At 71.8% G+C, this 20,172-nt stretch carries 23 protein-coding genes; 2 read left to right on the forward strand and 21 right to left on the reverse strand.

Features of this window, described 5'->3' with window-relative positions:
- Positions 1-319: 319 nt before the first annotated feature.
- The 19 genes from pyk to G6031_RS03635 all read right to left on the reverse strand — a co-directional run bounded on the left by pyk (position 320) and on the right by G6031_RS03635 (position 16,935).
- Positions 320-1,738, reverse strand: a complete 1,419-nt coding sequence (gene pyk / locus G6031_RS03545) for a pyruvate kinase (protein WP_182644359.1) — start codon at positions 1,736-1,738, stop codon at positions 320-322.
- A 46-nt stretch (positions 1,739-1,784) separates the two neighbouring features.
- Positions 1,785-2,678 carry a prolipoprotein diacylglyceryl transferase gene (gene lgt / locus G6031_RS03550; protein WP_182615582.1) on the reverse strand — a complete coding sequence of 298 codons (894 nt, stop codon included), beginning with the start codon at positions 2,676-2,678 and terminating at the stop codon, positions 1,785-1,787.
- Complete coding sequence (gene trpA / locus G6031_RS03555; protein ID WP_095717256.1) at positions 2,675-3,466, reverse strand: tryptophan synthase subunit alpha; 792 nt, start codon at positions 3,464-3,466, stop codon at positions 2,675-2,677. The genes lgt and trpA overlap by 4 nt, the downstream gene beginning before the upstream one ends.
- Complete coding sequence (gene trpB / locus G6031_RS03560) at positions 3,463-4,758, reverse strand: tryptophan synthase subunit beta (RefSeq protein WP_095717257.1); 1,296 nt, start codon at positions 4,756-4,758, stop codon at positions 3,463-3,465. Before trpB ends, trpA begins: the two co-directional genes overlap by 4 nt.
- A 67-nt stretch (positions 4,759-4,825) precedes the next feature.
- A complete protein-coding gene (gene trpC, locus G6031_RS03565) occupies positions 4,826-5,638 on the reverse strand; it encodes an indole-3-glycerol phosphate synthase TrpC (protein WP_182652459.1) in 813 nt (270 codons plus the stop codon).
- Positions 5,639-5,737: 99 nt separating this feature from the next.
- Entirely contained in the window at positions 5,738-6,382 is a 645-nt protein-coding gene (locus tag G6031_RS03570; protein WP_182652460.1) for a TIGR02234 family membrane protein, read from the reverse strand.
- Positions 6,379-7,956, reverse strand: a complete 1,578-nt coding sequence (locus G6031_RS03575) for an anthranilate synthase component I (RefSeq protein WP_182652461.1) — start codon at positions 7,954-7,956, stop codon at positions 6,379-6,381. The genes G6031_RS03570 and G6031_RS03575 overlap by 4 nt, the downstream gene beginning before the upstream one ends.
- On the reverse strand, positions 7,953-8,132 hold the full coding sequence (locus G6031_RS03580; protein ID WP_179525144.1) for a tautomerase family protein: 180 nt from the start codon (positions 8,130-8,132) through the stop codon (positions 7,953-7,955). Before G6031_RS03580 ends, G6031_RS03575 begins: the two co-directional genes overlap by 4 nt.
- A 4-nt stretch (positions 8,133-8,136) precedes the next feature.
- Complete coding sequence (gene hisI / locus G6031_RS03585) at positions 8,137-8,490, reverse strand: phosphoribosyl-AMP cyclohydrolase (RefSeq protein WP_182652462.1); 354 nt, start codon at positions 8,488-8,490, stop codon at positions 8,137-8,139.
- Positions 8,487-9,260 carry an imidazole glycerol phosphate synthase subunit HisF gene (gene hisF / locus G6031_RS03590; RefSeq protein ID WP_179525142.1) on the reverse strand — a complete coding sequence of 258 codons (774 nt, stop codon included), beginning with the start codon at positions 9,258-9,260 and terminating at the stop codon, positions 8,487-8,489. The genes hisI and hisF overlap by 4 nt, the downstream gene beginning before the upstream one ends.
- Positions 9,261-9,267: 7 nt before the next feature.
- The gene (locus tag G6031_RS03595; protein ID WP_182641516.1) at positions 9,268-10,182 is read right to left on the reverse strand and encodes an inositol monophosphatase; all 915 of its coding nucleotides are present in this window, start codon (positions 10,180-10,182) and stop codon (positions 9,268-9,270) included.
- A 60-nt stretch (positions 10,183-10,242) separates the two neighbouring features.
- Positions 10,243-10,998 (reverse strand): bifunctional 1-(5-phosphoribosyl)-5-((5-phosphoribosylamino)methylideneamino)imidazole-4-carboxamide isomerase/phosphoribosylanthranilate isomerase PriA, encoded by a 756-nt coding sequence (gene priA / locus G6031_RS03600; protein ID WP_179525140.1) that lies wholly within the window; start codon positions 10,996-10,998, stop codon positions 10,243-10,245.
- Positions 10,998-11,306, reverse strand: a complete 309-nt coding sequence (locus G6031_RS03605; protein WP_182652463.1) for a hypothetical protein — start codon at positions 11,304-11,306, stop codon at positions 10,998-11,000. The genes priA and G6031_RS03605 overlap by 1 nt, the downstream gene beginning before the upstream one ends.
- Positions 11,307-11,328: 22 nt before the next feature.
- Positions 11,329-11,991, reverse strand: a complete 663-nt coding sequence (hisH, locus tag G6031_RS03610; protein ID WP_182652464.1) for an imidazole glycerol phosphate synthase subunit HisH — start codon at positions 11,989-11,991, stop codon at positions 11,329-11,331.
- On the reverse strand, positions 11,988-13,235 hold the full coding sequence (locus G6031_RS03615; protein ID WP_182652465.1) for an MFS transporter: 1,248 nt from the start codon (positions 13,233-13,235) through the stop codon (positions 11,988-11,990). The genes hisH and G6031_RS03615 overlap by 4 nt, the downstream gene beginning before the upstream one ends.
- A gap of 7 nt (positions 13,236-13,242) precedes the next feature.
- Complete coding sequence (hisB, locus tag G6031_RS03620; RefSeq protein WP_179525136.1) at positions 13,243-13,866, reverse strand: imidazoleglycerol-phosphate dehydratase HisB; 624 nt, start codon at positions 13,864-13,866, stop codon at positions 13,243-13,245.
- Positions 13,863-14,999 carry a histidinol-phosphate transaminase gene (locus G6031_RS03625; RefSeq protein WP_182652466.1) on the reverse strand — a complete coding sequence of 379 codons (1,137 nt, stop codon included), beginning with the start codon at positions 14,997-14,999 and terminating at the stop codon, positions 13,863-13,865. Before G6031_RS03625 ends, hisB begins: the two co-directional genes overlap by 4 nt.
- Positions 14,996-16,336 (reverse strand): histidinol dehydrogenase, encoded by a 1,341-nt coding sequence (hisD, locus tag G6031_RS03630; RefSeq protein WP_182652467.1) that lies wholly within the window; start codon positions 16,334-16,336, stop codon positions 14,996-14,998. Before hisD ends, G6031_RS03625 begins: the two co-directional genes overlap by 4 nt.
- A gap of 140 nt (positions 16,337-16,476) precedes the next feature.
- Entirely contained in the window at positions 16,477-16,935 is a 459-nt protein-coding gene (locus G6031_RS03635; protein ID WP_182611138.1) for an ArsI/CadI family heavy metal resistance metalloenzyme, read from the reverse strand.
- 101 nt (positions 16,936-17,036) lie between these two features.
- On the opposite strand from G6031_RS03635, the gene G6031_RS03640 reads away from it, so the two are divergent.
- Complete coding sequence (locus tag G6031_RS03640; RefSeq protein ID WP_182652468.1) at positions 17,037-17,396, forward strand: Rv2640c family ArsR-like transcriptional regulator; 360 nt, start codon at positions 17,037-17,039, stop codon at positions 17,394-17,396.
- On the opposite strand, the gene G6031_RS03645 is transcribed toward G6031_RS03640, so the two are convergent.
- Positions 17,393-18,139 (reverse strand): ABC transporter ATP-binding protein, encoded by a 747-nt coding sequence (locus tag G6031_RS03645; RefSeq protein WP_182652469.1) that lies wholly within the window; start codon positions 18,137-18,139, stop codon positions 17,393-17,395. The two genes, G6031_RS03640 and G6031_RS03645, sit on opposite strands and share 4 nt — an antisense overlap.
- Positions 18,140-18,204: 65 nt before the next feature.
- A complete protein-coding gene (locus G6031_RS03650) occupies positions 18,205-19,263 on the reverse strand; it encodes an ABC transporter permease (protein ID WP_182652470.1) in 1,059 nt (352 codons plus the stop codon).
- Positions 19,264-19,416: 153 nt separating this feature from the next.
- On the opposite strand from G6031_RS03650, the gene G6031_RS03655 reads away from it, so the two are divergent.
- Positions 19,417-20,172, forward strand: a 756-nt coding sequence (locus G6031_RS03655; protein ID WP_347238433.1) for a histidine kinase, incomplete at its 3' end; no start/stop codon positions are given.

Genomic DNA, 20,172 nt, shown 5'->3' on the forward strand with positions numbered 1-20,172 from the left:
CACCGGCGACGGCGCCGGCGACGATGCGGCCCATGCCGCTCGCGGAACGGGCGGCACGGTGGCGGCCGGCGGTCGCGCCGGAGCCGGCCACACCGAGTCGATCGGCGAGCTCGGTGAAGGTGATTCGAGTGGCGTCGGACATCAGGGGAAACCTCGGAGTTCGGTGCGTTGGCGAAGCGGCGGGCCGACCGGCTTCCCCGGTGGCCTCCAAAAAGGTAACAGATGTATCTCGGCCCTGTCACGTCAAAAGCACGAATAGATACAAAAGCGCCGGTGAGCGGGTGCTCACCGGCGCTACCGAGTTGTTACCCGAAGGTGATCAGTGGTCCGCCTCGCCCATCCTGTGCACGAGGATGAAGTTGGTCGACCCCTCGACGCCCGGCACGTTGCCCGCGACGATCACGATGAGATCGTCCTCGTTGTACCCCTCGAGGGGGAGCAACAGTTCGTCGGTCACCTTGACGAGCTCCGCCGTCTCGTGGACCCGGTCGGTCAGGAACGTCTCGGTTCCCCACGTGAGAGCCAACTGGCTCCGGATGCGGGGATCGCCGGTGATGGCGATGAGGGGCAGGTGGCTGTGCAGGCGGGCGAGCCGGCGGACGGTGTCCCCGGTCGAGGTCACCGCGACGAGCGCCTTGGCGCCCAGCCGCTCCCCGATCTCGCGGGCCGAGTAGGAGATGACCCCACGCTTGGTCCTCGGGATGTGGACGAGGTCCGGCGCGGCGGTGGAGTCGGCCTCGACCGCGAGGGCGATGGACGACATGGTCCGCACCGCGTCGATGGGGTACTTGCCGACGGAGGTCTCACCCGAGAGCATCACGGCGTCGGCCCCGTCGAGCACGGCGTTGGCGACGTCGGACGCCTCCGCCCGGGTGGGCCGCGAGTTGGTGATCATGGACTCGAGCATCTGGGTCGCCACGATGACCGGCTTGGCGTTCTCCCGCGCGATCTGGATCGCCCGCTTCTGGACCAGCGGCACGTCCTGCAGGGGAAGCTCCACGCCCAGGTCGCCGCGGGCCACCATGATCGCGTCGAAGGCCAGGACGATGGACTCGAGGTTCTTGACCGCCTCGGGCTTCTCGAGCTTGGCGATCACCGGGACGTGCACCCCGACCTCGTCCATGATCTCGTGCACCAGGTCGACGTCCGCCGGCGACCGGACGAAGGACAGGGCGATGAAGTCGACACCCAGCGCGAGGGCGAAGCGCAGATCGGCGATGTCCTTCTCGCTCAGCGCCGGAACCGAGACGTTCATCCCCGGGAGGGACACGCCCTTGTTGTTGGAGACCGTGCCCCCCTCGGTGACCACGCAGTGGACGTCGTCGCCCTCGACCCGCTGGACGGTCAGGCCGATGTTGCCGTCATCCACGAGCAGCCGGTCGCCGGGTCGGGCGTCGGTCGCCAGCCCCTTGTAGGTCGTGGAGACCCGGTCCTTGGTGCCCTCCACGTCCGCGACGGTGATGGCGACCTCGTCGCCCTCCGCCCACTCGTGGCGGCCCTCGAGGAAGCGGCCGAGCCGGATCTTGGGGCCCTGGAGGTCCGCGAGCACACCGACGGCGTGCCCCGACTCGTCGGAGGCCTTGCGGACCCAGCGGTAGTTGGCCTCGTGGTCGGCATGGTCTCCGTGACTGAAGTTGAGCCGGGCGACGTTCATCCCGGCATCGACGAGTTCACGGATGCCGGCCTCCGACGCGACGGCGGGACCCAGGGTGCAGACGATCTTGGTACGACGGTTCACCCGTACCAATCTAGTCCCCTCACCGGGATGACCGGTTAACGCAACGTCAACGACCGGCCAACGGGGGTGCGTCCTCCGGGGACCCGCCGGTCAGGTCCTCGGGGGCACGCAGGTCCGACGGGTCCTCGCGGCCCCGGCGTGCCCGCCACACGTAGATCAGTGCGGCCACCATGACGACGACCGAGACGACCGTGTTGATCCGCAACCCGAGGATCTCGGTCGCCGCATCCGCGCGGAGCAACTCCACCCAGAACCGCCCGAAGCAGTACAGGGCCACGTAGAGGGCGAAGAGCCGTCCGTGTCCGAGGCGGAACCTGCGATCGATCACCACCAGCGCCACGGCCACCAGGACGTTCCAGAGCAACTCGTAGAGGAACGTGGGGTGCACGGTCGCGAGCACCTGCCCGGTGGAGCGACCGATGGTCTCGGAGTACCCGTAGGTCTCGTCGTAGCGCTGGTAGATCTCCAGCGCCCAGGGCACGTCCGTCTCGCGACCGTAGAGCTCCTGGTTGAAGTAGTTCCCCAGGCGCCCGATCCCCTGTGCCAGGACGATGCCCGGGGCGACCGCGTCGCCGAACGCACCGATCGCCCGGATGCCCTGCTGGCGCAGGCCGATGTAGGCGCCGACCGCGCCCAGCGCGACGGCGCCCCAGATCCCCAGACCGCCGTCCCAGATCTTCAGCGCGTCGACCGGGTTCCTGCCCTCCCCGAAGTAGCGGTACCAGTCGGTGGCCACGTGGTAGAGGCGACCACCCACGAGACCGAAGGGGACGGCCCACAGCGCGGTGTCGAGCACGACCCCCGCGCGCCCGCCACGGGCGACCCATCGCTTCTCACCCCACCAGATGGCCACGACGATGCCGAGGATGATCCACAGTGCGTAGGCGCGCAGCGGGAACGGCCCGAGCTCCCAGACCCCCTGGGGCGGGCTCGGGATCACGAGCCGGCCCCCGGCCGACGCACGCCCGCCGCGAGTTCGGCCGTCAGCCGGGCGAGGGCCTGGCCCCCCTCGGTGGCCGCGGTGATGAGGGCGGACCCCACGATGACGCCGTCCGCATAGGAGGCGATCTCCGCGGCCTGGTCACCGTTGCGCACCCCGAGTCCGACGCCGCACGCGAGGTCCGAGTGTTCACGGACCCGTGCGGTGAGCGTGCGAGGTGCGTCGGAGACCACGTCCCTCGCTCCGGTCACACCCATGACCGCCTGGATGTAGACGAAACCGCTCGTGTGGGACAGCGTCATGGCCAGCCGTTCGGGCGTCGACGACGGCGCGACCAGGAACACCCGGTCGATCCCGTGTGCGTCCGTGGCGGCGATCCAGTCCTCCGCCTCGTCGGGGATGAGGTCCGGTGTGATGACCCCGGTCCCGCCGGCGGCCGCGAGGTCCTCCGCGAACCGGTCGACGCCGTACTGGAGGATCGGGTTCCAGTAGCTCATGACGACCGGGACCGCGCCGGCCTCGGCGACGGCCCGGATCACGGCGAAGGTGTCCCGGATCCGGAAGCCGGCCTCCAGCGCCACGTCCGCGGCCGCCTGGATGGTGGGACCGTCCATCATGGGATCCGAGTACGGGATACCCACCTCGATGACGTCGCACCCGCCCGCGACCATCGTCCGCACGGCCTCGATCGACCCCTCGACCGTCGGGTACCCCGCCGGGTAGTAGCCGATGAGGGCGGCCCGGTTCTCGGCACGGCACCGCTCGAAGACCTCGCTCAGAACGCTCATCCCTCGACTCCCCCGTCCGCGTAGTCGCCCTCGCCGTCGTCGGCACCCCGGCTCGAGTCCACCCCGGCCTCGGGTGGGGTCCCCCCGCCCAACAGACCGAACCACCGGGCGGCGGTATCGACGTCCTTGTCACCGCGACCCGAGACGTTGACCAGGATCAGGTCGACGCCCTCGGCGGCGAGCTGCGCCGCTCCGGCGATCGCGTGGGCGGACTCGATCGCGGGGATGATCCCCTCGGTGCGGCACAGCTGGGCGAACGCGTCCATCGCCTGGGTGTCGGTCACCGGCCGGTACTCGGCGCGACCGATGTCGGACAGGTACGAGTGCTCGGGCCCGACGCCCGGGTAGTCCAGTCCCGCCGAGATCGAGTGCGACTCGATGGTCTGGCCGTCCTCGTCCTGCATGAGGTGCGCGTACGAGCCCTGGAAGACGCCCGGCCTCCCGGCGTTCACGGTCGCGGCGGTGCGACCGGACGCCACGCCGTCGCCGCCCGCCTCGCAGCCCACCAGGCGGACCGAGGAGTCGTCGATGAACGGGTGGAACAACCCGATCGCGTTGGACCCTCCGCCCACGCACGCCACGGCGGCATCGGGCAGGCGCCCGATCCGCTCCAGGATCTGGGCGCGCGCCTCGGTGCCCACGACCCGCTGGAAGTCGCGGACCATGGCGGGGAACGGGTGCGGGCCGGCGGCGGTGCCGAACGCGTAGTAGGTGTCGTCCGCCCGGGAGACCCAGTCCCGCATCGCCTCGTTGATCGCGTCCTTGAGGGTCGCGGAACCGACCTCCACGGCCTCGACCTCCGCGCCGAGCAGACGCATCCGCGCGACGTTGAGCGCCTGACGACGGACGTCCACCGCACCCATGTAGATCTTGCACTCCAGCCCGAGCAGGGCGCAGGCGGTGGCGGAGGCGACGCCGTGCTGGCCGGCCCCGGTCTCGGCGATGACCCGCTTCTTGCCCATGCGGTGCGCGAGGAGCACCTGGCCGAGGACGTTGTTGATCTTGTGCGATCCGGTGTGGTTGAGGTCCTCGCGCTTGAGGAAGACACGGGCGCCGATCTCGGCCCCGAAACGCCCCGCCTCGTACAGCGGCGACGGCCGACCCGAGTAGTCGCGCTGGAGACGATCGAGCTCGTTGAGATAGGCGTCGTCCGCCCGGGCCTTGGCGTAGGCGTCGGCGACCTCGTCGACGACCGCCATGAGCGCCTCCGGGACGTAGCGGCCGCCGAACGCTCCCCAGTGGCCTCGCTGGTCGGGCTCGTGTCCGGTCGTCGTCCGGAGCACGTCTCCCATCGAGGGCAGCGGTGTCAGCTCGTTAGAATTCACGGCTCCCAGTCTGCCGGAAGCGTGCGACGGGGGCCTAGCGGGGTCCCTGCGGACAGGACGGGTGGGAACCCGCCGTGGCCAGGGCGTTGCACGCCGCGCGCGGGTCGCCCTTGGTCACCAGGCCCTCGCCGACGAGCACCGCGTCCGCGCCCACGCTGGCGTACGACAGGAGGTCGGACGCGTCACGGACGCCCGACTCGGCGATCTTGACCACCCCGGACGGCAGGCCGGGAGCGATGCGGGAGAACACGTCGCGGTCGACCTCGAGGGTCTTGAGGTTCCGGGCGTTGACACCGATGACGGTGGCGCCGGCCTCGAGGGCGCGGTCCGCCTCCTCCTCCGTGTGCACCTCCACCAGTGCCGTCATCCCGAGCGACTCCGTCCGGTCCAGCAGGGACACCAGCGCGTCCTGCTCCAGCGCGGCCACGATGAGCAGCACGAGGTCCGCGCCGTGCGCCCGGGCCTCGTGGATCTGGTACGGGCCCACCACGAAATCCTTGCGGAGGACCGGGATGTCGACGGCGCGGCGGACGGCGTCCAGGTCCGCCAGGCTGCCGTTGAACCGGCGTTCCTCGGTCAGGCAGGAGATGACGCGGGCCCCGCCCTCCTCGTACATCCGGGCCAGCACGGCGGGGTCGGGGATCTCGGCGAGCGGCCCCTTCGAGGGACTGGCGCGCTTGACCTCGGCGATGACGCCGACCCCGGCCCCCCGGAGCGCCTTGAGCGCGTCACGCGGTTCCGGCGCCGACCGGGCCGCCTTCTTGACCGCAGTGAGGTCGATGACAGCCTCGCGGGCCGCGACGTCCTCGCGGACCCCGTCGATAATCGAGTCGAGCACGGTACCCACCGTGACCTCCCTCTGCAGTGTTCGGGCAGGAAGTGTGATCGAGATCAACAATAGAGGCAGCAGGCGGGGTTCCGAGAATCGGGACCCGGTCGGGGATGCTCAGCCCGTGGGATCGCGCCCGTCGTCGAGTTCCTGCCACAGGTCACGACCGGTGTCCCCGGTGTCCTCCCCGGCCTCCGGGTCACCGCGGCGCGCCCCGGGGGTCACATAGCGATCATCCCGCTGAACCCTCCGGGTCGGCCAGATCATTGGGACGGCTCCCGCGGCGACGAGGGCCAGCGCTCCTGTTCCGGTGAGAACCGGACCGACCGACCGGGTCGAGATCTCCGTGATCTCCGACCACTCCGGCACCGCCTGCGCACCGGCCGTCCCCGGGCCCGCGTTGGTGCGGCCGAGTTCCTCCTCACCCGTCACCGTGGAGTGGACCCGGCCCTGGTCCACTCCGCCGACGGTCGAGAACAGCAGCGCGCCGGTGGCCAGGCCCAGGAGGGCGATGACGGCCCCGACCACCCGGGCCCCCGTCCCCCGGACCAGCGCCACCGCGGCCACCGCGGCGAGAGCACCCACCGCCAACGGGACGAGCGCCGGCTGCCACTGCGCACCCGTCAGGCTGCGCCGGGCCTCACCCGACTGGTCGTTGAACGCGACCACGTCGACCCACACCATCCGGGAGGCGATCCACAACAAGACGGCGCCGAGGAGCAACAGCACGACGGGGATGCGGAGCCGGGCGTTCTGGGTCACCGGCCCTCCCCCGGCGTGTCCGCACCCTCAGCGCCTCCCGTGGGGCCCGCGGGCCTCAGGGTGTCCGCCGCCGCGACGGCGCGGAGGACCGCCATCGCCTTGTTGCGGCACTCCTCGTCCTCGGATGCGGCGACCGAGTCGGCGACGATCCCGGCACCGGCCTGGACGTAGGCGGTCCCGTCCTTGAGCACCGCGGACCTGATGGCGATCGCCTGATCGGCGTTGCCGGCGAAGTCGACATAACCGACCACTCCCCCGTAGACCCCGCGACGGGTGTCCTCGAGATCCTCGATGATCTGCAGCGCGCGGGGTTTGGGCGAGCCCGACAGGGTGCCGGCCGGGAAACAGGCCGTGACGGCGTCGATGCCCGTGCGCCCCTCCGCCAGGCGGCCGGTCACGGTGGAGACCAGGTGCATCACGTGGCTGTACCGCTCGACCTGGCGGAACTCGGTCACCACGACGGAACCCGGCTCGCAGACGCGGCCGAGGTCGTTGCGACCCAGATCCACCAACATGAGGTGCTCGGCGTTCTCCTTGGCGTCCTCCACGAGGTCCTTGGCCAGCAGGACATCGTGCTCGTCGTCCTCACCCCGCGGCCGGGTCCCGGCGATCGGATGGGTCGTGGCCAGCCCGTCCTGCACCTTGACCAGGGCCTCGGGGCTCGATCCGACGATGGTGAACGCGGTGCCACCGAAGCCGTCGTCCCCGCTGCCGTCCGGGACCGTCATCAGATACATGTAGGGGCTCGGATTGGTCGTGCGCAGGATCCGGTAGACGTCTCTCGGCGAGGCCGAGTTGTCGACCTCGAAGCGCTGGCTGAGCACCACCTGGAAGGCTTCCCCGGAGTAGATCTGCTCGATGATGTCGGCCACCCGCGCGTGGTAGGTCGACTCGTCGGTGCGGCGGCGCATCCGCGGATCCGGTGTGTCGAAGACGCTGACCCCGCCGGCGCCGGGAGCCGCGAGCCTCGCCGTCATCGAGTCCACCCTGGCCACCGCGTCGGCGTAGGCCTCCTCGACCCGGTCGTCGCTACCGTCCCAGTTGACCGCGTTGGCGATCAGGTGGATCCGGCCCTCGTGGTGGTCGAACGCCGCCAGGTCGGTGGCCAGCATCTGGACGAGCTCGGGGATGTGGAGGTCATCGGTGGTGTCCGGGGAGATGCGCTCGAGTCGGCGCACGATGTCGTACCCGAGGTAACCCACCAGCCCGGACGTCAGCGGCGGCAGGCCCTCGATCTGGTCGGTCCTCAGCAGGTCCAGGGTCCGGCGCAGGGCGTCGAGCGGGTCGCCGCCCGTCGGAGCCCCCGCGGGCACGTGCCCCAACCACATGGCCTCACCCGCGTCGTCGACGGTCAACGCCGCGGCCGACCCACAGCCGATGAACGACCACCGCGACCACGACCGGCCGTGTTCGGCCGACTCCAGCAGGAAGGTCCCGGGCCGGTCGGCCGCGAGCTTGTCGTACGCGGAGAGCGGCGTCTCGGAGTCGGCGAGCACCGTGCGCACCACGGGGACGACCCGGTGGCCCGAGGCGAGCGCCCGGAACTGCTCGAAGGTGGTGGTCCTGGTACTCATCCGACGACCCGGCCGCCGATCCCGAACGAGTCGTGCGGCATGTCGTTGACGAGCACCCACACCTTGGCCGGGTCCTTGCCCGCGGCCTCGGCGTAGGCGGCTGTGACGGCCTCGATCACCCGGGACTTGGACTCGGGGTCCATCCCGTCGAGCTGGTTGATCTGGATGAAGGGCACGGGCTCAGTCCTCCCCGAGGAGTGTGTCGGTGTCGAAGCAGCTGACCGTGCCGTTGTGGCAGGCTGCCCCGGTCTGGTCCACCTTCAGCAGGACGGTGTCGCCGTCGCAGTCGATCTCCACGCTGCGCACGTGCTGCACGTGGCCGGAGGTCTCCCCCTTGACCCACCGCGTCCCGCGCGAGCGCGAGAAGTACACCCCGCGCCGCGTGGCCAGCGTCTCGGCGAGGGCGGCGTCGTCCATCCACGCCATCATGAGGACCCGACCGGAGGTCGCGTCCTGCACGACGGCAGCGATCAGACCCTCCGCGTTCCGGGTGAGCCGGTCGGCGATGGTCGGGTCCAGGGCCGGATCGCTCATCGGACCGTGATCCCCTCGGCCGCCATGGCCCTCTTCACGTCGCCGATCGTCATCTCGCCGAAGTGGAAGACGCTGGCCGCGAGAACGGCGTCGGCGCCGGCCTTGACCGCGGGGGCGAAGTGCTCGACCGCGCCGGCCCCGCCGGAGGCGATCACGGGGATCGTCACCGCCGCACGGACCGCACGGACCATGTCCAGGTCGAAGCCCGCCTTGGTGCCGTCCGCGTCCATCGAGTTGAGCAGGATCTCCCCCACCCCCAGCTCCTGGCCACGCCGGGCCCACTCGACGGCGTCGATCCCGGTGCCCCGGCGGCCACCGTGGGTGGTGACCTCCCATCCCGATGGTGTGGGGGCCTCGCCCTCCGGCACCGTCCGGGCGTCGACGGACAGGACGATGCACTGGGAGCCGAAGCGCCTGCTGAGCTCCTCGAGCAGCTCCGGACGCGCGATCGCGGCGGTGTTGACGCTGACCTTGTCCGCCCCGGCGCGGAGCAGCTGGTCGACGTCCTCGGCAGCGCGTACCCCGCCGCCCACGGTGAGGGGGATGAAGACCTGCTCCGCGGTGCGTGTGACCACGTCGAGCATGGTCCCGCGCCCCGAGGACGACGCGGTGACGTCGAGGAAGGTCAGCTCGTCCGCGCCCTGCGCGTCGTAGGCGGCTGCCAGCTCGACCGGATCACCGGCGTCCCGCAGATCGAGGAAGTTCACGCCCTTGACCACGCGGCCCGCGTCGACGTCGAGGCACGGGATCACCCGGGTGGCGAGTGTCATGCCCGGGTCACCGCTCCCCGTCGAGCCACGGGCGGTTGCCGTCGGGACCGGGGGTGGCCCGGCGACGGCCCGCCTCGAAGAAGTTGCCCGGCTCGCCGAGCTCGCGGATGGTGCCGAGCACCTCCGCGTGCGCTCGCGGGCCGGCGGCGAGGATCGACTGGGAGTCGATCGACCACGGCTCACCGGTCAGGTCGGTGACCACTCCCCCGGCCGCGCGGATGTGGGAGGCGCCCGCGGCGTTGTCCCACGCGTAGTTGCCGAAGCTCACCGCAGCGGACAACCGGCTGGAACCCACGAACGACAGGTCCACCCCCGTCGACCCGAACTTGCGGGTGCGGGCGGCGTCGAGGGTGAGCTGCTCGAACACCTCTCGTCGATAGGCCGGCGGGTAGGTGGTGCGGGCGCCGGTGTTGAGCGACCCGAGGCCCAGCGCGACGTCGCGGATGGAGACGTCGGCGATCCGCGGGATCTCCTCGTCGTTCTCCTTGAGCGGGCCCCCGGCGATCGAGGTGAACCGCAGGCCGAGGAGGGGAAGCCAGGTCAGCCCGAGCACGGGCTGCCGCTCGTGGACCAGCGAGACGAGGATGCCGGTGGTGGGGATGCCGAGGGAGTAGTTGGCCGTGCCGTCGATCGGGTCGACCACCCAGAGCGTGCCCTCGTTGACCGGCGGGCCGCCGAACTCCTCGCCGTGCACCTCGAGATCGGTGCCCTCGCGCAGGGCGTCAGAGATCCGACGCTCCAGCTCGAGGTCGAGCTCGGTCGCGAAGTCGTTGCGCGAGCCCTTGGCGCGCGTGCCCTCGGCACCCAGTCCCTCGACGAAGCGGGGGGTGACCTCCTCGAGCACGCGGGCCGCCAGGGCGAGCGCCTCCGCGGGGTCGACGGACAGGTCCGTCGGCAGGGTGTTTCCGGTCTGATCGGTCATCTCGGGCCTCCTGCTCGAGGTCATGGGGTGGGGTGGAGCCGCCTGGTGGTCACAGCCGGCTCAGCGGACGCTCACCGCGGCCAGCGCCTCGGGGAGGGTGAAGCGACCGGCGTAGAGGGCCTTGCCCACGATCGCGCCCTCGACGCCCTCGGGCACCAGCGTCGCGATGGCCTCGAGGTCGGCCACGGAGGACACCCCGCCGGACGCCACCACCGGCGCTCCGGTGACCGAGCACACCTGGGAGAGCATCTCGAGGTTCGGACCGTTGAGCATGCCGTCCTTGGAGACGTCGGTGACGACGTACCGCGCACACCCGTCCTTGTCGAGGCGCTCCAGCACCTCCCACAGGTTGCCCCCGTCGGACACCCACCCGCGGCCACGGAGTCGGGGCTCGCCGTCGACCACACGGACGTCAAGCCCCACCGCGATGCGGTCCCCGTGCCGGGCGATCGCGGAGGCGCACCACTCCGGGTTCTCCAGGGCGGCGGTCCCCAGGTTGACCCGGGCGCAGCCGGTCGCGAGGGCGGCCTCCAGCGAGTCGTCGTCGCGGATCCCCCCGGACATCTCGACCTTGACGTCGAGCGCGCCGACCACCTCGGCCAGGAGGTCGCGGTTGGTCCCGCGTCCGAAGGCGGCGTCGAGATCCACCAGGTGGACCCACTCGGCCCCGTCCCGCTGCCACTGCATCGCGGCCTCGAGCGGAGATCCGTACGAGGTCTCGGTCCCGGCCTCCCCCTGCACCAGACGGACGGCCTGCCCGTCGGCGACGTCCACGGCGGGCAGGAGTTCGAGGTAAGAAGCGTTGGTCACGGGCATCAGCGTAGTCCGTCCGCCCGGGGGTGCTCCCCATCGCCCTCGGCCGGTTCCGACGGCTCCCCGGGGTGTACGCCGGAGTCGACCCCGACCTCGACGGCGGGCTCGTCCCCGTACTCGGCACGGATCGCCCGATCGGTGATGCGGGTGGACACGACCCCCATGGCCACGACCGTCAGGACCACCCCGACCAGCGCCACGACCGCCCGGCCCACCGGCGGCAGCGGGAGCAGCGCCACCGCCAGGGCCGTCAGCCCCAGGGAGAGGACCCCCGCCCCGGAGACCCCCAACGCCAGTAGCGCGAACGACACGGGCGCCGGGCGACCCCGGCGGTCAGCCAAGGGATCTGATCCAGTTCTCGAGCAGCTGCAGTCCGGCGTCGCCCGACTTCTCGGGGTGGAACTGGGTGGCGGACAGGGGCCCGTTCTCCACGGCGGCGACGAATCTCGTGCCGTGCCGGGCCCAGGTGACATCCGGCGGGGTCAGGTGGTCGGACGGTTCCATCTCCCACCGCTGCACCCCGTAGGAGTGGACGAAGTAGAAGCGCTCGTCGGCGGGCATGCCGGCGAACAGGACGCTTCGCCCGGGCGCCTCGACGGTGTTCCACCCCATGTGCGGCAGCACCGGTGCCTCCAGCCGCTCGACCACCCCGGGCCACTCGCCGCAGCCCGCCGCCCCGGAATCGGCGTGCTCGCCGTCCGAGAACTCCGTTCCACGCTCGAACATCACCTGCATACCCACACAGATCCCCAGGACGGGGCGACCGCCGGCGAGACGCTCGCCGATGATCCGCGGCCCCTTGACCGCCCGGAGACCCTCCATGCACGCCGCGAACGCACCGACCCCCGGGACCACGAGCGCGTCCGCCTCGGTGGCGACCCGGTGGTCCGAGGTGAGCTCGACCCGGGCGCCGACACGCTCCAGCGCGCGATGGGCCGAGCGGAGATTGCCCGAGCCGTAGTCGAGGAGCGCCACCCGCGGGGCCGATGAGGTCATGGGCTCACTTTATCGTCCGTGGCGGGCGAGGTCAGATCACGCGTCGGCCGGGTGCGCCGGGCGCCCACCGCCGCGGGACCGCCGACGAGCAGCACCACGCCGGCCGCGACCGTGAACAGGACGACATATCCGAAACCGGCGACGCCACCCATGACCACCGACCCGAGACCCGTGCCCGCGTCGAAGGAGATGTTCCACGAGGCGGACGCGGTCCCCAGGCGCGAGCGCGGCATCCGCTCGAACGAGGCGACGAGCGCCTCGTTCTGCACGGCGCCGAACCCGAGTCCGAACACCACGGTCGGGGCGATGAACCACCACGGGTTCGCCGACACCGAGAGCAGGCCGGCGATACCGGCCATGCCGAGCGCCGAGACCGCCAGTCCGGGCCAGACCAGGGCGCCGGGGCCGCGCCGGTCGGAGACGAGTCCCGCGAAGGTGCGCCCGACGATCACGCCCACCCCCAGCAATCCGAGCCCGACCCCCGCGACGACCGCGCCGCTGCCCGAGACGATCGAGTCCAGGGCGGGCGAGAGGAACGACGCGGCGGCGCCGTACGGCAGCGACACCGCCACCATGACCAGGAACGGCCCGGCGAGCAGGACGAGCATCGCCCGGCGGCCCAGTGCGGACGGGTCGGAAGGCCTGGCGGGAGCGGGGTGCACGTCGGGGAGTCGTGCCGCCGCGAGCAGTCCGACCACACCGAACGCCGTCGCGCTCCAGGCGACCGTGGCCAGACCGAAGACCTCCAGCAGCCACAGACCGACAGGCAGGAAGATGGCCTCGGAGATCCCCACCGCGAGGCCGATCAGCGAGGTGGCGCGGCCGAGCATCCCGGGTGGCGCGAGCTCGGCGACCAGTGCGGAGCCGGCGACCGTCATCATGCCGAAGCCCGCCCCACGCACGCCGCTGACCGCCAGCACCGCGAACGGCCCGTCGAACAGGGCGAGCAGTCCCGAGGGCAGGCCGAGGAGCGCGCTGCCGATCGCGAGCACCCAACGGTAGCCGATCGCCGCGGTGATCCTCGGGGTGAGCAGTTGGACCAGCACGGTGACCGTCATGAACACACCGGTGGTCGCACCGGCGACCAGCTCGTTGCCCCCGCCCCGGACCACGGCGAGGGGCACCACGGGCAGGAGCAGCGAGAAGCCACCGAAGGCGAGGAGCACCAGGACGAACGCCGCCGGCACACCGGGGGTCCGGGACAGCTGTGCGAACGCGCCCGGCTTCGTGACCCCCGCGGTCACTTCGCCATCACAGAGCGCCCTTGGTCGAGGGGATCCCGCTGATCCGCGGATCCGGCTCGACCGCGGCGCGCAGCGCCCGGGCGACGGCCTTGTACTCCGCCTCGGTGATGTGGTGGGGGTCGCGCCCGTAGTGCACGCGGACGTGCAGCGCGATGCGGGCGTGCGACGCGAGGGTCTCGAACACGTGCCGGTTGAGCACGGTGCCGTACGGCGCGCTGTCGTGGCCCACGACGACGTAGCCGATCATGACGTCGGGCTCCCCCGTGTGGACGCAGTACGGGCGCCCGGAGACGTCGACGACCGCCTCGGCGAGCGTCTCGTCCATCGGGATCGAGCACTGACCGAAGCGGCGGATGCCCCGCTTGTCGCCCAGTGCCTTCCCGAGCGCCTGGCCCAGAACGATGGCGGTGTCCTCGACGGTGTGGTGCGCCTCGATCTCGACGTCGCCCGTCGCGCGGACCGTGAGGTCGAACGCTCCGTGCTGGCCGAACGCGGTGAGCATGTGATCGAAGAACGGGACGCCGGTGGCGATCTCCGTCCGGCCGGTGCCGTCGAGGTCGATCTCGACGACGATCGACGACTCCCTGGTGGTGCGCTCGACGCGACCGACGCGTCCGCCCTGCTCGCTCATCGTCTCTCCCTCGTCGTGGTGATCTCTGTTCCCGCCAACTCGGCGCTCACCTGCAGCAGCCGGTGGTTCTCGCTCTCCAGCCCGATGGTCGCACGAAGACGGCCGGGGATGCCCACGTCGCGGATGAGCACGCCCGCGTCGAGGTAGCGCCGCCACGCGCGGGGCGCGTCCACGAAGGGCCCGTAGAGCACGAAGTTGGCCTCGCTGGGCAGCACGTCGTAGCCGAGCGACTCGAGCCCCGCGGTGACGCGCTTGCGCTCCTCGGCCAGCAGGGCGACCGACGCCAGGGTCTCCTCGGCGTGACGCAGCGCGGCCGCGGCGGCGGCCTGCGCGATCACCGACAGGTGGTACGGCAGACGGACGAGCAGCACGGCGTCGACGAACGAGGGGTCGGCCGCGAAGTAGCCGAGCCGCCCGCCGGCGAACGCGAAGGCCTTGCTCATGGTCCGCGAGACGACCAGCTTCGCCGGGAACTCGGCCAGCAGCGTGCACGCGCTCGGCGACGGGGAGAACTCCGCGTACGCCTCGTCGACCACGACGATCCCCGGTGCCGCGTCGATCAGCCGCCGCAGGTCGTCCAGCTCGATCACGTGGCCCGTCGGATTGTTGGGCGTGGTGAGGAAGACGACGTCGGGGCGGTGCCCGGCGATCGCCGCCAGCGCGGCCTCGACGTCGATCGCCAGGTTCGCGCCCCGGTCGACCGGGATCCACTCGGTGTCCGTGCCCGCGGCGAGGATCGGGTGCATGGAGTAGCTGGGGACGAATCCCATCGCACTGCGACCGGGTCCGCCGAAGGCCTGCAGCAACTGCTGGAGGATCTCGTTGGAGCCGTTGGCCGCCCACACCATGTCCACGTCCAGCTCCACCCCGGTCTGCCGCGTGAGGTAGGCGGCGAGGTCGGTGCGCAGGTCGACGGCGTCCCGGTCCGGGTAGCGGTTGAGGTCGGCCGCCGCCGCGGAGACCGCGGCGGCGATGTCGGCGACCAGCGCCGCACTGGGCGGGTGCGGGTTCTCGTTGGTGTTGAGCTGCACCGGCACCTCGAGTTGCGGGGCTCCGTAGGCGCTCTTGCCGCGCAGGTTCTCGCGCAGTGGCAGCGCGTCCAGGCCGACTCCGGGCCGGGGGGTGTCGGTCACTGGTCCTCCTCCTCGGCGGTGAGGTCCTCGAAGCGGGCCCGGACGGCCTCGCCGTGGGCCGGGAGACCCTCGGCGTCGGCGAGCGCGACGACGGTCGGGGCGATCTCCTTGAGCGCCGCGCGGTCGTAGTCGATGACGTGGATACCGCGCAGGAAGGTCTGCACACTCAGCCCGGACGAGTGACGGGCGGTGCCCGACGTGGGCAGGACGTGGTTCGAGCCCGCCGCGTAGTCGCCGAGCGGGACCGGGGAGTAGGCGCCCACGAAGATCGCCCCGGCGTTGCGTACCCGGGCGGCATCGGCGGCGGAGTCGCGGGTCTGCACCTCCAGGTGCTCGGCCGCGTACGCGTCCACCACGCGCAGGCCGGCGTCGATGTCGTCCACCAGGACGATGCCCGACTGCGGGCCCTCGAGCGCGTCGCGCACGCGGCCCGAGTTGAGGGTGACGGTGTAGCGGGCCTCGACCTCCCGCGCGACGGCGTCGGCGAGCTGCTCGGAATCGGTGACCAGAACGCTCGCCGCATTGGGGTCGTGCTCGGCCTGGCTGATGAGGTCGTAGGCGATGTGGACCGGGTCGGCCGTGTGGTCGGCCAGGACGGCGATCTCCGTGGGACCGGCCTCCGAATCGATCCCCACGACGCTGCGGCACAGTCGCTTGGCGGCGGTGACGTAGACGTTACCGGGGCCGGTGACCATGTCGACGGGCTCGAGCTCGCGTCCGTCGGTGTCCTCGCCGCCGTGGGCGAGCAGGGCCACGGCCTGGGCGCCTCCGACGGCCCAGACCTCGTCGACCCCGAGCAGAGCACACGCGCCGAGGATGGTGGGGTGGGGCCAGCCACCGGAGTCGGCCTGGGGCGGGGAGGCCACCACGAGTGAACCGACCCCAGCGACCTGTGCCGGCACGACGTTCATGATGACGCTCGACGGGTACACGGCCTTGCCGCCGGGAACGTAGAGGCCCACCCGCTCGACGGGAACCCACTTCTCGGTGACGAAGCCGCCGGCGGCGACCTCGGTCACGGTGTCCGAGCGCCGCTGTCCGGAGTGGACGATCCTCGCGCGGCGGATGGCCTCGACCAGGGCCGCGCGCACGTCAGGGTCGAGGGCCTCGCCGGCCTCGGTGATGACCTCGGCGGGGACCCGCACCGAGGTGGGCCGCACCCGATCGAACTTCTCGCCGTAGTCGAGCGCGGCGGAGGCCCCGTGCTCCCGGATCGCCTCGACCACCGGGCGGACGGTGTCGACGACGGAGTCGACGTCGGCGGCGCCTCGCGGGAGTGTGCGACGCAGCTCGGCGGTACCGAGGGTGCGACCGCGCAGGTCGATGCGGGAGAGCATGGTGTGGCCTTTCCTTTGATCACGGGACGTCGAGCAACCGGCCGACGGCCGCGAACCAGTCTAGGTGCGCCCGGGCCCGGGCCCGTCCCATGCCACCCTCGCGGGTGTTGTGGACCCGGTCGGGCGCACCCTCCGGCCGCTCACGCGCAGCAGGCGCCACCCCCGGAGTCGGCGCCGGCCTCGTCGTCGTCGTTCCTGTTGCTGTCACCCGCTACCGGCGACGTCCCGAACGTCTCCGAGTCGGACAGGACCGTGTAGATCTCCCACCGCTCGCCTCCCGGGCCGGTGACCCACACCTTGTCCTGGGTGGCGAAGCAGCAGGTCGTGCCGATCTCCTCGTCGGTGAACAGGCCGGCGTCGGTCAGTCGCGCGATCTCGCCGTGGACCTGCTCGCTGGACTCGACCTCGACGCCCAGGTGGTTGAGCGAGCCTCCCTGGCCCGGGTTCTCGAGCAGGACAAGCTTGAGGGGCGGCTGCTCCACCACGAAGTTGGCGTAGCCGGGCTTGCGCTTGGCGGGCTCGACGCGCAGCAGCGTCGAGTAGAACCGGACGGCCTCGTCGACGTCGTCGACATTGAGGGCGAGTTGCACACGGGACATGGTCGGAACCTCCACCTCTGAGATGAATATCGAATTTGTTGCACCGCCCAGAGAACCAGCCTTTTCGATATTCGTCAAGAACCCGCGCTACACTCGCGGACATGCCCAAGGCCCTGCCCCTCCTCGACGTCAGCTCGCCGGTCTGCTGCGCGCCCGTATCGGCGGGGCCGATCGGCCACGAGGACGCCGTGGAGATCGCGCTGCGTCTCAAGGCCCTCGCCGACCCGGTCCGGATCCGGCTGCTGTCGCTCCTGCTCACCAGTGACGACGGCGAGGTCCGCACAGGAGATCTGGCCGTCGCGACCGGCGTCGCGGAGTCGACCACCTCCCATCACCTGGGCCGGCTCCGCGAGGCCGGGATGATCGAGTCGGAGCGGCGCGGGATGAGCGTGTTCCACCGTGCCCGGGGGTCCGCGATCGACGCCCTGCGTGCCGCGCTCGACCCGAACTGCTGCACCTAGCCGGACCGGACCGCCCCGTCCACCAGATGCATGCGTGCGTCACATCGCGCCGCCACCCCCTCGTCGTGGGTGACGAGCATCAGCGCCACGTCGAACTCCCGCGCCGTGCCCAGGAGCAGATCCACCACGACGGCGCCCGACTCCGAGTCCAGGGCGCTGGTCGGCTCGTCCGCCAGAAGCATCGACGGACCGTGGACCAGCGCTCGTGCGACGGCCACCCGTTGGCGCTGACCCCCCGACAGTGCTCCCACCGGCCGACCGGCCATCGAACCGAGGCCCACCCTGTCGAGCAACTCATCGGCACGCTCACGTACCTCGGCGCGGCGGGCCCGCGACGGCCGCCCGCCGAGCCACCCCATGGCCTCGAGTTGCTCGCGCGCGGTGAGGGACTCGACCAGGTTGGACTGTTGGAAGACGATGCCGATCTCCGTCCGGCGCAGCTCGGCCGCCCGTCGAGCACTCACCGCCGCCAGGTCCACCTCGCCGTCGCGGGTCGCCAACCACACGTGGCCGGAATCCGGCGGGGTGAGCGTGGCCGCGGCGGCCAGCAGGCTGGACTTGCCCGAGCCGGAGGGTCCGGTCACCGCGAGACTGCGGCCGCGGTCGATCCGGCACGAGACGTGGTCCACGGCGGTGAGCCGGCCGTCGCCGTCGGGGTAGGTCAGGACGACGTCCTCCATCCGCAACCCGGCGGTCGCGGTGGGGTCGAGGTCAGCGGCGCCGTTAACGGTGGCATGGGACATGGGGTTCTCCTGGAGAGGTAGAGGGTGTGACGACGAGGTCGCGCAGTCGCGGTGTGGACTCCGGATCACCGGAGCGCACCGAGGGCGGTGGAGGGGTCCGCGGAGACGACGGGGCGCAGAGAGACGGCGGCTCCGGCCAGCCCGAGGACCGCCAGGAGGAGGGCGGGGAGCACGGTGGTGGCGGGTGAGACGACGTAGGGCACCGCCCCTGGCGCGACCACCCCGAACAGCGCGGCGATCCCCACGCCGCCTCCGATGCCCACCGCCAGGACGATCGTCGCCTGGCCGACGGAGTCGCGCACCACCGCGGCTGTGGACGCACCCAGGGCCTTGAGCACCGCGACGTCACGGCGGCGCTGCATCCCCCAGACAGCGAAGAACGCTCCCACGACCAGTGCGGTGACCGCCAGCAGCATGTACGTCATGGTGTTCAGCGAGGTGTTCTCGGCGCGGTGTGAGGGCAGCGAGGACACCAGGCCCCCGGGGTCCACCGTCGTCAGACCGGGCTGGGCCGCCGGGCCCCCGGACGCCCCCGGCCCCTCGGATGAGACGGCGACGGTGGTGGCCGCCCCACCACGCGGTGCGAGCTCGCGCCACGTCGCCAGGTCGGTGACGACGACGGGGGTGTGCGAATGCCACAGGTCGCCGACCCCTCCGGTGACGCGCAGAGTGCTGCCGTCGACCCTGAGCTCGGTCGCGCCGGCACCCACCTCGTCGTCGACGCCTGTAGAGGTCAGGACCTCCCCCGATGCCGGCGGCGTCAACGATCCCACGGGGCCGCCGAGACCCACGGCGACGGCCGAGGCGCCGGTCTCGGTCCCGTCGTCCACGCGGATGCGGGCAACGCCCAGGGGGACGGCTGAGGGGTCGGCTGCGGTCACCCGGTCCAGCTGCTCGCCGGTGAGGGACGCGCGATCGAGGTCCACGGCACCGTCCTCGTCGGCCGGTAGGACGAAGGTCGAGTCCCCGCTGCCCAGGGCCCGCAGCGCGGACACACTCTGGTGCGCCAGACCCGCGGTGAGCCCGAGCAGGCCGGCGACCAGTACGGACAGCAGCAGTACGACGCCCGTGATGAGCGCGAAGCGGCCCCGCGCGGTGCGCAGGTCGCGGAGTGCGAAGAACATGGGGGTCCTCTCGTGGTGGTATGCGTCCAGGTTCGTCGCCGGCCGGGTCTCCCGAATCGCCCGAGCGGATGGTCTCGCGCACCCGGACGGTCGATCGCCGCATCCATCCTTCGATGGATGCCCGGGGCGACGGCAACGGCTAGCGTCGACCGGGTGACCGGCCCTTCCCGCCCCCGCGCGAGCGCAGAGCTGCCTCCCGAGTCGGCCGCGGTGCGCGCGGTCTTCACCCAGCTCCAGGTGGCCCTGCACACCCTCGTGGCGGCCCTGCTCGCGTTCACGCTGGTCAGCGCGCACCGGGACACCGCGGGCGAACCGGACCTCGTGGCGGTGGCGGCCGCGGTCGGATTCACCGTCGTGTACCTGGCGGGGACCGTGTGGGACCACCTGCACGGGACCGGCCGGACCACGAGGCTGTGGTGGCTCGCCGCGGTGTTGGCGCTGTGGTCGGTCCTGGTGGTCCGGGTGCCGGAGGCCGCCTACCTGGCGTTCCCGCTGTTCTTCCTGGCCCAGTTCCTCCTGCCCGTGTGGGCCGGGGTCGCGGCGGTCGCGGCACTCGCCACCGTGGCGGTGGTGGCTCTGGGGATGCACGGGGGGTTCACCCCCGCCGGGGTCGTGGGCCCCGCGGTGGGGGCGCTCGTCGCGGTGGGCCTGGGCACCGGTGTCCGGGCGCTCGACCGGGAGTCCCGGGCACGGCGGGAGGTGATCGCCGAGCTGGTCAGGACCCGTTCCGAGCTGGCTCGACACCAGCGCGAGGTGGGCCGCGAAGCCGAACGGGCCCGCCTTGCCGGCGAGATCCATGACACCGTCGCCCAGGGGCTCGCGAGCATCGGGATGTTGCTGCACGCCGTCGAGCGCGCGGACCCCTCGCACCCGGCCGTCGACCAGACCCGCCTCGCGCGAGAGGTGGCC

The organism is Dietzia sp. CQ4, assembly GCF_014145125.1.
GTDB lineage: Bacteria > Actinomycetota > Actinomycetes > Mycobacteriales > Mycobacteriaceae > Dietzia > Dietzia natronolimnaea.